The sequence below is a fragment of the Micromonospora radicis genome (assembly GCF_003583405.1).
In the GTDB taxonomy this organism is placed as follows: Bacteria; Actinomycetota; Actinomycetes; order Mycobacteriales; family Micromonosporaceae; genus Micromonospora; species Micromonospora radicis.
Genome location: NZ_QXEC01000050.1, coordinates 1 through 15179, shown reverse-complemented (window position 1 = coordinate 15179; position 15179 = coordinate 1). Strand labels below are relative to the sequence as shown.

Below are 15179 nucleotides of genomic sequence, written 5' to 3'. Positions count from 1 at the left end.
TAGAGGGCTTGGACGAGGAATCCCTGGCCGCGTGGCGACACGCGGCGAAGGTGGCCAAGCTACGGTTGCTGCGAGCCGGTCCGCACCGGCTGCGCAGCTGGTCGTTTCCGGGTGGCATGTCGCTGCTGCTTGTGGAGGTCGACCGCCGGGGCGTCGAGTCGCCCGCGTTGGCGCCACCGGATCAGCCAACCCGGCAGTGGGTTCCGCCTCCGCGTCCACGGCCCCGCACCCAGGAGTTCCTCGGCCGGATCGTCCCGGTCCCCTCGACGGTGCGCCGCCCACACCCGATCGTGCAGGACCTCACCGAGGCGCTGGACTTCCCCGAGCGGATGATCTACCAGCACCGGCCCTACCTGATGCCGAACAAGCGTCGACCCGTGCAGCGGATGCGCCAGATCTGGCAGGCCATCATCACCGAGGCCGAGTTCCGCGGGTACGAGACGCTGTTTCGGCACAACCGACGTGACCACTACGACAGCGGCCAGCTGATCCTGCGGATCGACCGTGACGAGTTCCCGCTCCAGCTCTACGGGGAGCGCGGCAAGCCTCTACAGCTGACGATCAAGGACGTGCATCCGGCGCGGCGCCGCGGCTACGACACCTGGACCGACACCGCCGACAAGCCCCTGCACAGGCAACTCGGCGAGATCTTCACCCACATCGAGCGGTGGGCCGATCTCCTGATCGCGCGTCGCGAGGCCGAGGAGCGCCGCGAACAGGAGCGCCGGCGGGAACGGCAGCGGCGCGAAGATGAGGCCCAACGACAGTTCACCGAGGACCACCGCCGCAAGACCATCCAGGCTCGTATCGGCGAGCGGCAGTTCGCCGACGACGCCCGCGCCTACGCGGCAGCGCTAGCGGCGGTCGCTGACGACTTGGAGCCCGACCGTGCGCAGGAGGTGCGGGCCTGGGCGACGTGGATCCTGCAGCATGCCGACCAGGTGGATCCCCGGCTCAGCCGGGAGGGCATGCCGAAGACGCCAAAGCCCGAGCGCGATGACCTGCTGCCGTACCTGACTGCGGGCCACTGGCACTACTAGCCGTGGTACCAGCGGCGGTTCGGATGCCACGGTTGATAGGGCGGCGCCGCAGAGGCAGTCCTCCCGACGTGCTGCTGTCTCGGTGTCGCCACGGCCACCGATGACGGTGGATCGCTGGGAATTCCGGGCGGGTCGGCCAGCGGGTCAAGGTCATCGGCGTAGGTGTGTGCCCACGCCAGCCACGGGTCGTCGATCGGCATGCCGCCGTTGACGAGATCTGCGCAGTAGGAGCGGATGTCCTCGGCCAGCAGCCACGCAGCCACCTGCTGCCGCAGGATCTGGTCGCGGTGCGCCGTCACCACCCGGTCGCGTTCCTGCTGCAGCCGCACCTGCTCCGCCCGCGCTGCAGCGTCGCGGCGGTCACGTAGCCGCCGGCCACGTTGGCGCAGGTCCGTCAGGACGGCGGGCAACTCGTCCTCAAGCCGCTTGCGGGCGTAGTCCTTCCACTCGGCCACACCGGTGTCGGCGTCGGTGACCGTGAGCACTAGGCGCAGCATCCATCGGGCTCCCTTCTCCTCCCGTACCCGCACCTCGAGCGGCTGTTCGTCGACGACCACGCTCAGCAGCGCGTCTGTACCGGACCTGACGGCCCATTCCCGCTTCTCCGCCTCCAGACACAGCGCCTGCAGGAGCAACAGCGTCCGGGAGCGGTTCTCGTCGGACTCCGGTAGGCGGCTGGGCTGCTCACGCAACCGGTCGATGACCGGATGAGGATCCACCAGGAACTCGGGGACGGGCACTGACGAGCGACTTGCCGGCTGGTACTGCTTGCTCGGATGGCGGCCACGCCGTAGCTCGATAACCAGGTCACCGGTGTTGCGGCCGCGGTGAACCAGATGCCAGCCCTTGGGCACATGTCCGCCAGACCGCAAAGCATGGATGAGTCGACGCCAGGCCGCTCTCACCTGTTCTGGGGGGTCCAGAACTTGCACAGATCCTTCCGCCTTCTCGAGCAGGTCCAACAACCCCTGTACCGAGGCGGGCGGCCTCGTGGAGCCGGGTAGGACCTCCATGCAACGATGCTTGCACACCTCTGTGCGGCTACGAGGGAGGCTGGCGGCTGCTTCGCGACGACCTCTGGTCGGGTAGGGCAGACAGGAAGAGGAAGCGGCCGGACGCGCGTCATCGGCTGGGCTGTGGAACCTTGACGCTCATCTCCCGACCCCGACCGCGCTGCAGGCGGGTACCGAGAAGGCCGGCAGGGACCTTCTGATCTGCAGTGCTGGCGTGCGTGGTGTTTCGGCTGGCAAGGAGTTGCGGTCAGCGACGACGCACGGCAAACGTGATTCGCTTCGTCTTCGCCGGCTCCCTGAAATCAAGTCCGGTGCCGTCTTCGAAGGTCATTCGTCCGGTCGGCATAGGTGTGCCGGCGGCCGGACTCCATGCGGCGGCCTCGCGCAACGCCGCCAATTTTCCGGTCCGCTCAAGGTCGACGGCTATGACGTGATCACGGCAGACCACGTCGACCCGCCGAGCGTCGTCTTGGGCGACCAGGTCCACGATCTGGTCGCCGACGAGGTCGTCGAGCGAGGGCGCCAAGGTTTTCAACGAGTTGACGCCGTACACCCGGAAAGACTCGATCTTCTTACCCGCGACCCACTCGCGCGCCATATTGACCTCTTGTGAAGCCAGCGCTCTTTCCATGGGCGTTCTCCGATCTTGAGCCTGACGATCGCCAGGCCACAGCCTACGGGCCATGTCTCCCCTGGTCCTGAGGGGCGATGTCATCCGGCCCAACACTGGGGCACCGAGCCCGTCTGTTAAGGCCGCGTGCGGGCGCCGATCATAAAAGTATGACTAAAACCGTAAAAACACCCTTTCTGGTAAAACCAGCCTTATGGACTCTAATCGACCTGCTGCAACGCCCAATTGATAAATCCGCTGACCGATCCCAGGGCATCTAGATCGGTTGCACCGAATGTCAGACGTGGGCGATACCGTGTCAGGTACTACTCTGTCGGGGTGTGCTGACCGCGGTTGCGCGGTCGACCCTCGTTAGTCAGCCCTCTGCAGCAGCGAGAAGCTTATGGTGGTGACCTCGATGCCCCGTCCGCATGAGCCTGTGCCTCAGCAGCGGTTGGCCGACCTCTCAGCATGTACCTGGGAACGGGCGGTTGCTGGGTGACACCGAGCGGTGAGAGTGCGCCAGTTTCGGGCGGCATGGACGCCACCGGGTCCCTCGGAAGCTCGCCGGCCTCTCTTCAGACCAGTGAGTTCGTGGAACGCCTGTACCGCAGCACCAACAGCTATGCGGACCGCTTGACCGCCGAAGAACTCGCTTGGATCGATGTGGACCTCGGTCTCAACGATCATGTCCTGGGTCTGGCTCGCGCCCACCATCAGATCATCATCACGGGTAACCCCGGTGACGGAAAGACGCACCTCATCGAGCGACTCAGGCCAGCGTTAGAGGCGGCCGGGGCGGTTGTCCTTACCGATGCCAACGAATTGTCCGATGACAGTATCCTCTCTCGCTGGCGCGACTGCGACCGCGACCGTCGAGCCATGGTGCTAGCTATCAATGAGTGGCCGCTTTTCGTGCTGCGTCGCCATCCGTTGGCTGTCGACTTCGAGCCACTCAAGGCAGCGCTTCGGCAGGTGCAGCAGGCGGTGTCATATGGCCGGGAGCCTGTGAAGGATGTTGAGGGTCCCGTTCGAGTCCTCGACCTGAGCCTGCGAAATGTGCTTGCTGCGCCCATCACACTCGAGGTCATCGCCCGTCTAACCGATGATCGTTTCTACGCCAGCTTGTCGCCAACCGACCCGGCCGTCGTCAACCGCGAGGCATTGCGCCATCCTCAGGTTCGAGAGCGGATCGCCCTGATGCTTGCGGAGGTTGCACGGCGAGGCCACCACGCAACAATGCGGCAGTTGGTCGGCTTCGTGGCGTTCCTGATCGCCGGAGGGGCAACGGCTGCGGTCCGGCTCGCGAGCCAGGGTTCGCACCGATACCACTACGCGCAGCTTGCCTTCGAAGGCGGCGTCGGACCGCTGTTCGATGCTGTCCGGGAGGTTTTCGACCCCGCTGCCGTAACGCACCCCCGGCGCGACACAGAGCTCTGGCAGGGGACCACAAAGGCAGAAGAGTGGATCGACGGGCTCCGCCCGTCTGCCATACAGCCGATGCCGGCGGATGACCGAGATAACGAGTATCGCGCGCTCAAGCGGCGGTTCTTCTTTGAGCACTGTGACGGTCGGTCGCTTCTCGACCTCTTGCCGAGCGACGAACGCAGCTTCGACAGGCTGGTCACGGAGGGTAACGGAGCAGGCGGAGGCGTTGTCCGGCAACTGCTTCTAGCAATCAACAGGTTCTACGAGCCAGACTGCCCCGATAGCGACCGCGAACGCCTCGTCCTCTGGCAAAGCCACCGCTTCGACGTCAGGGCCCCAAGCACGTTCCTCTCCCTGCACGAGGTCCACCATGGCCGATTCGAGGTAGATCCACCCAAGCTGGCTCCGTGGGTGGACGAGTGGTTGCCCGATGAGCAGCGTCTCGTCCGGACCTTCGCCCTCACCGCTACAGACGAGCACGGCGTGGCGGTCGCCAGCCTCTTGGTCGATCGCGCGTTGTACCTAACGCTTACCGAGGCCAGGTGGGGTCTCGGGCGAACGAGTTGGTCGCGGAGCGCAACTCGGCGCATCACACGATTTGTCGACAGCGTGCACAATTCCGTGGGGCCGAGCAAGACAGAAGTTGTCGATGTGCGAATCCGCAACGTGGAGAAAAATATCGAAGCGAGGTTCGAAATTCAACGTCATCCGGCGAGGTACCGACTGTGACAACGGACCTGAAGACGTTCCTGAATGACCTCTACATCGCCGAGTTCGGACTTGTTCCCACCAACAACTCAATCAAACCTGTGCATGTGGCCAACGGCCTCGGAAGGGCGTTGACGGGACGCGCATATGACTCGGACGCGCTAGCCGAATTTCTTCGGCCATCAATCCTGAACCAGAAGACACGTGAGAAAGTCGAGCGCAACCCGAATAGCGCAATCCTTGAGCGTTACGGCGAGGCGATCACCGGTCGCGATGGTGAGGTCATCGATCGAGACTCACTTAGCACGTTGCGGAACCTTGCCGAAGGCGTGCTGGGGACAGACAAGGCCGTATTCGGCGAAGCGGCACGCTCCTCATACACCCTGTCCAACGAAACACTCCTCACCCGTGACCCATCGGATCATCGCTGCGGCATCTTTCTGGCGCGTTTACTGACGGCTGGGCATGAAGCGGATGCCGCCATCCATATCCGTGAACTACTGTCAACAGACGACGATCCATGGTCGATGCTGGCAATGCCGATGGCGAAGCTCGCTAAACCGCAGGGCGTTGACACCGCAACTGAAGCCGCAATGCAGCATGCCTATGCCCCCATGATCGTTGATGATGCAAGCACGCCTGTTCTTGCTTCACCTACCCTCACCAATCTTCGCCGCTCCTTTGACCGTCTCGCCCGTTTCGAGCAAACCAGCGGTTCGAAGTTGAATTCCCTTCGAAGGCTGGTGACATTCGCCTGCTTCGCCGTACACGTCCATCTGATCTCCCGTTACTCCGAAGCTGTTGAAGGCGCTCCACGCTCCCCGATCCTGCTCGACATGTTCGATGGCTCCCGCACATCCCTGCGCAATGCATCGCGAGCATCTTTTCGGGCTGCGGGCGACACGATCGAGGCGTTGATGCTGCTTCGCATTCGAGAAAGGCTTCAGCTGCAGGTCAGTGCCCGCGGGGCTGAACAAGTGATCGCAGGCCTCCCCACCAAGGTTCAGGACCGGGTCCGGCAGGGCTTCGATGCGTACCGTCACGACGACCAGGTGTCCGAGTTGGAAGCCATTGCTGAGGCGTTCTGGCAGGTTGCCGCGGAAGAGAAGAACCATCCGCGAGGCTTCCTGGCAGACCTTGGGCGCCGCGCTGGTTACCTCACTCCTTGGTCCGTCGCCGGCCGTGGCGGCAAACAGCAAAAGCGCTATGGGATCAACGCCGAATTCCTCGAAACGCTCGTTGCGGCCACTGTCGATCCAGAAAGGCCGCTCGACTTTCCGGAGTTTCTCGACGAGATTCGCGCGAACTATGGAATTGTAGTCGGACAGCGCTCCGATGACCAGATCGTGCGATGCAACAACCTGGCTCAGAAGCCGTTCGGGACACCAACTTCCGTAAGCGAGGAGGAGTTGCGACTCAACGTCGAGGCATTGCGCAGGGCAATGCTTGAGGCTGGCTACGCGAAGGCGTTCGCCGACGGGCAGACCGTCATCACTACCGACCCAAAGAGTTTGGCGCTGCTATGACGACGATCGGCCCTCGGGAACAGCTAGTCAGCGAGCTGCTGTGCCGCAAGGTTATTGAGCTGTACGGATCGGTGGGCGTCCTTGTTCGGGACATCCCGCATTTCGACGCACGTACTGTGCTAGCCCGGCTCAGCGGGATCCTAGACAGGTCCGACTTGCGGGTTGCGTTGCTGTCGAGCGATGCCCTGGCTCTGGCCGCCGAGGTCGGTATGCCGGCAGATAAGTTCACCAACAGCGTCCAGCGAGCCGAGCAGTGGCGTAATGACAGAAGCCTTGAGGCGACGATCGTGGTGATCGCGGCCGGAGATCAGGCCCGGCTTTCATCGCTGCAAGATTTCGCTCCCATCGGCCCAGTCGAGCTCAAGGGTCTACTTATCAGGCAAGCACAGCAGCAGCTCGCTGGCGCCAACGATGTACTCATCAGTTGGTGGAAAAGGCTCGGCGGCGACCGCAACATCTCTTTCGGCCAACTTCTCGACTACTACACCTCATTGCCAGACGGGCCTGACCAGGCGATGGAGTTCAAACTGAAGTCGAGCCGGGAACTTCCGCGCTTGGGCCTGCTGGCAGACCCGAAGCTGTTTGACGACGCGAGCGACCGGGCGGTCGCCAATCGCATTCAGAGGAACCGCGATCTGGTTGGTCGGCTCCAAACGCTGACGGAAAAGGACCGGCGTGCAATCGCCGAGAACATCGCCAAGGAGGCCGATCCGAACCGGCGCGCGGCCCTTCGGCGCAGTCTTCGCCTCCTTCGGCAGCTGCGCCGCGGCGAGTCGGCGGATCAGCTCACCGTCGCTGACGCCGAAGATCTTTTCTCGGTCCGCCGGTGGCAACCCCCGCCCCTGCCAGCAGACCATGACGCGGTACCGCAAACTGGCCTCAACATACCGCCAGATACCAGCACCCAAGGCTCTCACCCCTCGGGCGGCGTCGCGGATGATGGGAGCGGCAATCGGCCGCTCGACACGCCGGTTTCGGCCTCGACTGTCGCTGCGGACGCATTGCTTTCCGGTGACGCGTCCCTTCAGGATGATCTCGACGCCGCCGTGGAATCGGCTGCAGGGGTCAGCGAACTCGACAGCGGGGGAACTCCCGTCGGCACGGAACGATGGGAGGACGAGCTTCCCTCCGGGATCATCGTCCAAGGGCAGGTCTCCGGCGAAGTCGTCGACATCGTGACCCGGCTGGTGGGCGTCGGTCGTTACGGGGGCTGGATCGACGGGAACGACGGCGACATCTGGGAGAGAATCCGCGGCTACCGGGGTGAAGATGACCTCAAGGCAGAGTGGACCAGCCAGCAGATCCTTGAATTCCTCGATAGCCTCGACGACGACGCTGGCCGGGAACTACGTGCACGATTTGAGTCGTTCGACAAGGCTCGAGACAAGATCGTGGGGTATGCGGGTCGTCTGACAGTCGAGCCCCTTGCGGTGGCGGCGGCACGGAATTCAAGGGTCGCGATCTGCGACTACGTCGAGCGGTATCATGACCTATTAACGTGCATCGGCAACACGTACGGGAAGCTGTTTGCGGAGTACACCCAAGATGTCAATCAGGTTATCTCCCAGATCTTGAAGCTTGACACCATTGCCTTTGGGTCTGGCCTGACTACGATCGCGATGCTCACGCCCCTGCATCCCTTGTACCTGTGGCGGTACTCTGAATTCGCGCGCATCGTTGTCGCTCAGCGTGATCGGCTCAGCGCACGCGACCTCCAGTTGGTGAGAGACTCTGCGGGAAAGCTACCTAACTTTCTGACCAGTCTTTGCCTCCCAGATCTGACGCCTGACACGCCACAGGTTCTGCCCCACGTCAGCGACATCGGGCATCTTCCGTACTTCGCGGTTAAGCAAGAACGAAGCGTGGGGCAAGATGGCTATGCGCAAATTCGTCGCATCGTCGAGGCGTTCCTTGAAGCACACCCTCCAGCGCGCCACGGGCTCCGCCTGGCGTTGCTGGACCCGCCCGGCCCAGGGCCCTATCTGAAGCTGTTGACCGACCTGGCGTACAGCGAGAAGATCCAGGGCGCTCACCTCACCGTGCTCTACAAGGGCCGCAACGCTGGAATCCAGTCGCTCGAACTTGATGACGACGACGAGGCGCGGGTAGCGCAACTCTTCCACGCAACCGCAGAGGATCGGCGCTTCAGTTTCGAAGTGCGCGCGCTGCCGGCCGACACGGTGAAGCCACCGGCAGGCATGCTTGCACACGTCCTGGTAGCATTCGACCAATCGGCGGGTATGCAGGATGCGCTCAGCTTCATAGAGCAGCCGGTCCAGCCCCTCGCGATGCCTCAGCGACTTAAGTACCGCGTATTTGCCAAGACTGTGGACCTGGAACCCGCGCCAGGCGGTCCCTTCGCCGCCTATTTCACTGTTGCCCAACTGATTGCCAAGCAGGCGCCCGCGTCACGCCTGGCCGTGCGCCAGGATGGCGACGTGCGGGAACGGCTCAAGGCCGTTGCGGCAACGGCTCCGTGGTTCGTCCTGGCCGATCGGCACGTCGACCGAGACCTCATGCTCGGGAAGCTTCAGGTCTTCAGCGGTCGCGATCGCACCCGTGAAGTAGTTGCATTTGCCGACGCCACCGACCCGTTCCGGCGAGCGCTGCGCGAGGTGGTCCGTCAGTACAACACTGCCGTCAGTGACGCTGATCTTGACGAACTCCTACAGGAGTTAACCGAGCTTCTCGACGTGGGCGCTTTGACACTCACGCCTGACCTCGAACGCCAAGTTGACCAGAACCGGACCAAGGGTTTGCTTGGAACGCTCATCGTGGCGCGGTGGTATAAGAAGAACCGGCCCGCGGATCGCAAGCGTCTGCTCATCAGCCTAGATGACGACATGGCCCGCAGGTGGCTGCACCTTCACGAAGATGCCCGAAGGGCCGACCTGCTCGGGATCGAGTACAGCGAAGAAGGGTGCATCATCACCGTCTTCGAGGTAAAGACGATGCAGGACACCTCGGCTGAGTTTCATATTGATGGTGACACCGCCACCGGGCCGGCGGTCAATCAGGCCCTGTCCACCGGCATGCTGCTTCGTGACGTGTTCAATCCCAACCGGGCGGATGAGCTCATCACTACGCCAGCTCGCCGGGAGATCCTTCGAGCGCACGTGTATCGCGAACTCGCGAAACGCGGCCACAACACCGACGAACGACGTGCTTGGGCAAGCGCCTCGCAACGGCTGTTTGAAGGCGAGGTGCCTTTCACCATCGAGCTTCATCTCGTCGAGGTCTCCATCGGTGTGGATACGGAGTCACTACGACCGCCCAGGCGTGTGAGCGCCCAGACCACCAAAGGTCACACGTTTCCGCTCACCGTGACGCAGCTCAACGAATCCGGCGTAGGCGCGCTTCAGCAGGCCGTCGCGCCCGTACCTGAGCTGCCCAGTCCGCCGGAACAAGAGACGCCACCAAGAGCGGAACCTGACAGCCCTTCGCCTTCTGAAGTAGGGCGACCAGTCTCTGCCTCCGCCGAAACGACCCATGCAAGGTCGTCGTCCAACAGAGTCGCAGCCCCTGAGACCGCGGTAGCAGCGTCGTCGTCGGCTGACCGGCCACGCGCGTTTCTTGGTGAAGCTGCCGGGCAGTACGGCAGGCCGGTTGAGGTCTGGTACGACCCGCAGCGTCCGGATCGTCCGCTGGCCAACGGCCACATTGCAATCACTGGTGAGACAGGCAGTGGCAAAACTCAAGCCACCAAGGCGATCCTGCGCGAACTCATGGCAGCGCCGAACGGTCTGCCGGCCCTGATTCTCGACTTTAAAGATGACTACGCGGGCGCGGAGTACACGCGTACCGAGCAGCTGTCCATGTTCGACGCCAGTATCGGCGGGCTGCCCTTCAACCCGTTGGTACCGCCGACCGATCCCGCCTCCGGCCGGGCAAACCCGATGTCGCACGTGCATCAACTCGTCGGCATCCTCAAGCGGATCTATCGGCTTGGGGATCAGCAGGCATACCACCTGCGAGAGGCAATGAAAGAGACCTATACGATCCTGGGACTCGACGGTAGGGCCTTCACACCAGCATCGGACCAGACCTATCTACCGTTTGACGCCATCCGTGAGGTGCTCGAACGTGAAGGCCATGATGCGCTCATCGGGCGCCTGTCGCCCATCTTTGATCTGGGGTTGTTCGCCGGCGATGGAGACGGTGCCACGCTCGAGCAGCTGCTCGACGGGCGTTCCGTGGTCCGCCTCAGCCAACTGCCCGGCGAGGAGGTCAAGAATGCGGTGGCGGAATTCCTGTTGATGGCCCTCTACAACCAGCTCATCCGACGCCCACAGCCGCGGGTGCTGAAGCGGCTTGTCGTGCTGGACGAGGCATGGCGTCTCGTCCAATCGCCCTTCCTGGAACCTCTCATGCGAGAGGGCCGGGCGTTCGGCGCGGGTGTCGTCATCGCCACGCAGTACCCGAAGGATCTGCCCGATGCAGTGTCTGGCGCTACGGCGACGAGGCTGTTTTTCAGCCAGACCCAGGTCGACCAGGTCCGTGCGGTCCAGAAAGCCCTGGTCGGAAAGACCAGCGGTCCTGAAGCCGAACGCTTAGCCGAGGCAGTAAGAACGATGGCTCCCCTTACCTGCTTTGTGCAGAACGCCCACCAGACGCCGTACACACGAACCTCAGTTCGTCCCTACTACGAGCGCATCATCGATGTTGACCCGGCGCCACACGATCGCCTCTTCTAGGCAGTCAGTACAGTTCCAACTGCTCATGTTCGCCGGCGGCAAGTGGCAAATCGGGCAGTGTGACGCGTGCACCGTGCCTGACCGGTCTGGTTGGGCGGTGCGCCGTGACCGCCTCCAGCACCGCTGCCGACTTGCTGCGTGGGTGGCACCACCGACGCATCCACCATGCGGAGATGGCGTCCACGTCCGCGGTGCTCTTACGACGGCGGAACTTGTAGCTCGGCTCCGCGTCGCTACCGAGTAGGTAGGGCAAGAGGTTGTCCACCAAGCTGATGCCGTAGATGATGCGTTGACGCCCATGCTGCAGCAGGGTATCCGACGGCCACTGCAGGAGGTCGAAGCCGTGACGGACCTTGCGGAACTTCGGGTTCACCCCTTCGCCAAAGATGCTATTGACCCGCGCACCGCGTGCGGTCTGCTCCGCAAGACGCACCAACGCTCGCACCGATTCCGCCGATAGGTGCGACGTGCCGAACGACTTCGACCGGCCGAGCTGGCGGAACTCGATAGGCGAGAGCCCGCCGAGGACCTCGGGCGGGATCCGGATCCGGTTGTACTGGCTGGCGCCCGAGCCGTAGAGCGAGGTCGTTCCGACGAAAACAAGGTTTGACCGCCGACGGATCGGTCGACCGGCCATTGATGACGCGATCTCACTGGCATAGGTCGAATAGCGCCGGTGGTAGGCCTTGACGACCGTTGGGCTGACCGCCAGCATGCTGACGAGCTTGCCCCCCAGCAGCGCGTTATAGGGAGCGACAGCGCCGCATACGGTGAGATCGGCAATCTCGGTTCCTACTGCATCGGCTTTCGCCCTACGCAGTACGGACATGATCGCCCGCCGGGCCTTCGGGCTGTCGAGCGCGTCGGACAGCCCGGTGCGGCTTGCCTTTGGGTATAGGTAGGGCGCGAGCGCTTGTCGAGCGCTGAGAAGATCGGCCAGTGCCAGGCAACGCTTGCTGCGGAAGAGGTCGGATTCGGCACGTCGACGCCAGCTTTTGACATCGTCGGCGTCGTGAACCTTTTTGAAGTCCGTCGCCTTGACGAACCGGTGATGATCTCGGCGGCGAGTTTCCGCCTCCTTCAGCAATCGCTCGATTGCATCCGTGGTGGGATTTTCCCACAGCGTGGGCCAGTACAAGCCGTCTTTAACCAAGTCATCGACATGCAGTTCTTCCAACGCTGTTTGCAGTCGGGCGGTAATCCACCGAGCCATCCGCAGAGTCGGGGCGGCGCGCAGGTTTTCAAGGAACACTGCCGGTTGCCAACCGATCCAGTCATCGCGTTCCGCTAGTTGTACGACCGCGCTGCCAAGTGCGGCGATTCCAATTACCGGGTGGAATAGGGCTGCACGGTCCCGAATTAGAATCATCATGGTGCGCCCGGGAGTGCTCGTGTACTGATTAGACCAGGTGTGACGAAAGTACCGCCAAATGTCCATGAGCCTGAAACCAGTCTGCATGCAGCGCTCACTACTGGACACTACCTGTACGTATGGGTCGATCACTCCACGCAATCGAGCCAGATCCGCGTCTCCGTCGATCTCGAGAGCCTGAAGAGCCGTCGAAAGTTCCTTGCCATCTCTCATAAGGCTGAAGATCGATACGAACTTACCCTCGAACTCCCGCGGCTTCTCCATGGCAGCGATGAAACGACGCACCGACGGGATGGACAGCTGCTCATCTCGTTTGATGAGTTCCTGTCGCCGTACTCGACTCTTCTCCTCGACCGGATCGGCGACTCCAAGCGGCGGAGCGATGGCCACCTCGTGGTCATCGACCCGCACGTTCCAGCCTTGACCAACAAGATCAATCAGAACGTGGGTGGCGGCTGTGAGCGCGGCGTTGTCCTTCGCGAGGCAACGTTCCCGCGCGGCCTGACGTGCCGAAGCGTCATCGGTTGCCAGCGCACGACCAAGCGCCACAAACGCCCGCCGCTCAGCGGGTTGACACTCTGGCGGGCAGGGGAGCGAGTACCACATCTCGATCATGCTAGGCATTCATGAAGGTGGCGAGGACGTCGGCCCACATCTGGCGCAGCGTCTGTGCATGCCCCCGCTCGGCGCCTCGCCGCAGCGTTGCCTCAGCGCGGGCGGAGGCCAGAAGTGTGAGAGCAACTTGACGAGCAAGGTCGTGGTCTCTGCCCAGCTCACTCATCGCGAGCGGACCATACAGATCGCGATACCAGGGATGCTTCGTGTTGAGTAACACGATGATCTGCCGATCTCGCACGACGACCTCAAATGCGCCCATCGTGGGCAGCTCCGCGGCTGCAATCTGGTACGGCGCGTCGTGCCGGTGCAGGCCATCCACCAAGTCCTTGAGTTCGTCAGGGATGGGCCGGCGCCCGCGCGGCAAGGACGGCAGTGAGGCCTCAGCACGCGCCGCCTGCCGTTCCGCCGCGCTCAGCGGCTCTGCGGCCTTGACGAGCATGAATCGGTTTCGGGCGCGACCGTTTAGCGCACGAGCGATCGTCTCCAGATCCGGTGAGATAATTTCCAACAGTTCTGGTCGCGGTGAGATTGCCTGCTTGGCGTGGGTGATCCCAAAAATTTCGTCAAGGACCGGGTCGAACCTGATCTCGCACCGCCACCAGTCATCGTAGTTCTCGCGACGTTTACCGCCCATGAAGAACCACCCGCGATCGATTTCGCGGCCCGCGCGGACGATAGAGACCGGCGGGCCAGCCGTAACGCCCATCGTCCGCTTCTCCTCCGTCGACAACCCGTGCCAGCGATCGATCGGAAGTTCACTGAAAGTAACCGATATGGTGCCGGTCGTGGAACCTGCCGGGATCTCGTAGAGGAGATCATCGCCAAACTGTCTACCGCCGGTGATCTTCGACCCAGGTTGCAGACACAGAGGATCGTTTGCTACCACAGGTTGCCCGTTCACCTGGAGGCTGACGCCGTCGGCAAGGAAGTGTCGGTAGATTCGCCCTAGATCGTCCTTGAGCCTCCGGACGAGCGCAGTAGAACGTTTGTATTCCACCCTGTCGCAGCGCGTCAGCCGCACTACTGTACCGGAGCCGGTGTTGGGCACAAACGCCGGCCGGTCGATGTGCTCGACAGGAGGCAGCGCAGCATCACCAGCGTGCACCAGTTCGTCGATGTCTAGCCTCGACCAGAGGACGCCGACACCAGGTCGCCAGGTGTAGACCTCAACGCGCCGGCTTCGGCTGAGCGCACCGTTCGGCAACCCCATGCCGTAGCGCCCCAGCGACCTCCGGTCGTTGAACCGGCTCGTTCCGCCGAAGGTCAGCGCCTCCGCGAGTGTCTGAGCGTCCATGCCCACGCCGTCGTCGATGACCATGATCTCAATTTGCCGGTCGGGGCTACGCGCGGTAGCAACCTCAACCGCGACCTCCCGCGCTCCAGCCTGCAGGGAGTTATCGATCAGCTCCGCGATCGCCAGTCCGGTCGTCTTGTACCCAGTGTCGCGGGTTGCGAAGAGGAAGTTGGCGGGGTTCACGAGCCGAGGCCGAACGACTGGACCGCTGTCGACCTGCGTCGCCATCAGTAACGCCACCTCCTGCCGGCCCATTCGCCGGGTGCGTGATCGTACATTGCCACGTTGAAATGCGATAGATATGTTTTAGACGCGCGTCTTGGCGATAGACTACCTCGGTGTCCGGAGCAGGTACATGACCACGCGGCGACGAATCAGCGCCGATACGCCACTGCCTGAATGCCCCGAGAAGCGCATCGGCCTTTCGTTGCCAGCTCCGATCAGCGATCGACTTGACGATCTCGTAACGCTCGCTGAGGAGACGGGCGAACGAACAAATCGCAAAGAGCTTGTCGCCTCGCTGATCCTCGCTGCGCCCCCGGTAGGTGAGGACGTGGCGCTTCTGCTGCACGCCTACCGGCGGGCCAAGGCCCGGGCTGCACGGCTCAGTGGTAGTAGCGACGAACCAACTGTCCCGATCCGTTCCCACCGCCCCGGGCCCCGCCCGCGCCGCCGGCTCTGACTGAGCCCTCGGGCGCCCGGTCTGGAACTGGTGCCGATAACCGGCCGTGGCGAGCCGACCGGATCGAGGGACATCGTCCTGCTCGCAAAGATCCCAAGCAGGCTTTGGCTCATGCCCAATGAATTTGGCCTGCCAGCTTGCGAGGTGCGCTGCCAAAACACACCGCGATTCTCCGTCGTCGTCCGAATCAACCC

Annotated in this window: 8 protein-coding genes; 4 read left to right on the top strand and 4 right to left on the bottom strand. The window is 63.0% G+C overall.

Translation table 11 applies throughout. The features are described from left to right. On the top strand, window positions 1-1040 hold a 1040-nt coding region (locus D2L64_RS26590; RefSeq protein ID WP_233559166.1), incomplete at its 5' end, for a hypothetical protein. Here the strand turns inward: D2L64_RS26590 and D2L64_RS26585 are convergent. Next, on the bottom strand, window positions 1037-2053 hold the full coding sequence (locus D2L64_RS26585) for a hypothetical protein (protein ID WP_147376328.1): 1017 nt from the start codon (window positions 2051-2053) through the stop codon (window positions 1037-1039). The two genes, D2L64_RS26590 and D2L64_RS26585, sit on opposite strands and share 4 nt — an antisense overlap. Before the next feature lie 247 nt (window positions 2054-2300). Then, complete coding sequence (locus tag D2L64_RS26580) at window positions 2301-2684, bottom strand: hypothetical protein (protein ID WP_147376327.1); 384 nt, start codon at window positions 2682-2684, stop codon at window positions 2301-2303. A 573-nt stretch (window positions 2685-3257) separates the two neighbouring features. On the opposite strand from D2L64_RS26580, the gene D2L64_RS26575 reads away from it, so the two are divergent. The 3 genes from D2L64_RS26575 to D2L64_RS26565 are packed head-to-tail and all read left to right on the top strand — an operon-like array spanning window position 3258 to window position 11019. Beyond that, window positions 3258-4820: a hypothetical protein gene (locus tag D2L64_RS26575; protein ID WP_147376326.1), complete on the top strand. Its 1563-nt coding sequence runs from the start codon at window positions 3258-3260 to the stop codon at window positions 4818-4820. Beyond that, window positions 4817-6325 carry a hypothetical protein gene (locus D2L64_RS27200; RefSeq protein WP_147376325.1) on the top strand — a complete coding sequence of 503 codons (1509 nt, stop codon included), beginning with the start codon at window positions 4817-4819 and terminating at the stop codon, window positions 6323-6325. Before D2L64_RS26575 ends, D2L64_RS27200 begins: the two co-directional genes overlap by 4 nt. Then, window positions 6322-11019, top strand: coding sequence for an ATP-binding protein (locus D2L64_RS26565; RefSeq protein WP_119579939.1), 4698 nt, complete (start codon window positions 6322-6324; stop codon window positions 11017-11019). Before D2L64_RS27200 ends, D2L64_RS26565 begins: the two co-directional genes overlap by 4 nt. A 4-nt stretch (window positions 11020-11023) precedes the next feature. On the opposite strand, the gene D2L64_RS26560 is transcribed toward D2L64_RS26565, so the two are convergent. Both D2L64_RS26560 and D2L64_RS26555 read right to left on the bottom strand, forming a co-directional pair. After that, the gene (locus D2L64_RS26560) at window positions 11024-13006 is read right to left on the bottom strand and encodes a Druantia anti-phage system protein DruA (protein ID WP_158603557.1); all 1983 of its coding nucleotides are present in this window, start codon (window positions 13004-13006) and stop codon (window positions 11024-11026) included. A 1-nt stretch (window position 13007) separates the two neighbouring features. Continuing rightward, the gene (locus D2L64_RS26555; protein ID WP_158603556.1) at window positions 13008-14531 is read right to left on the bottom strand and encodes an ATP-binding protein; all 1524 of its coding nucleotides are present in this window, start codon (window positions 14529-14531) and stop codon (window positions 13008-13010) included. Between the last annotated feature and the right edge of the window lie 648 nt (window positions 14532-15179).

What these genes read in the sequence shown, in the direction of transcription:
- D2L64_RS26565 (WP_119579939.1), top strand. Translation starts at nt 6,322, where the DNA reads ATGACGACGATCGGCCCTCGGGAACAGCTAGTCAGCGAGCTGCTGTGC.
- D2L64_RS26580 (WP_147376327.1), bottom strand. Translation starts at nt 2,684, where the DNA reads ATGGAAAGAGCGCTGGCTTCACAAGAGGTCAATATGGCGCGCGAGTGG.
- D2L64_RS26555 (WP_158603556.1), bottom strand. Translation starts at nt 14,531, where the DNA reads ATGGCGACGCAGGTCGACAGCGGTCCAGTCGTTCGGCCTCGGCTCGTG.
- D2L64_RS26560 (WP_158603557.1), bottom strand. Translation starts at nt 13,006, where the DNA reads ATGATCGAGATGTGGTACTCGCTCCCCTGCCCGCCAGAGTGTCAACCC.
- D2L64_RS26585 (WP_147376328.1), bottom strand. Translation starts at nt 2,053, where the DNA reads ATGGAGGTCCTACCCGGCTCCACGAGGCCGCCCGCCTCGGTACAGGGG.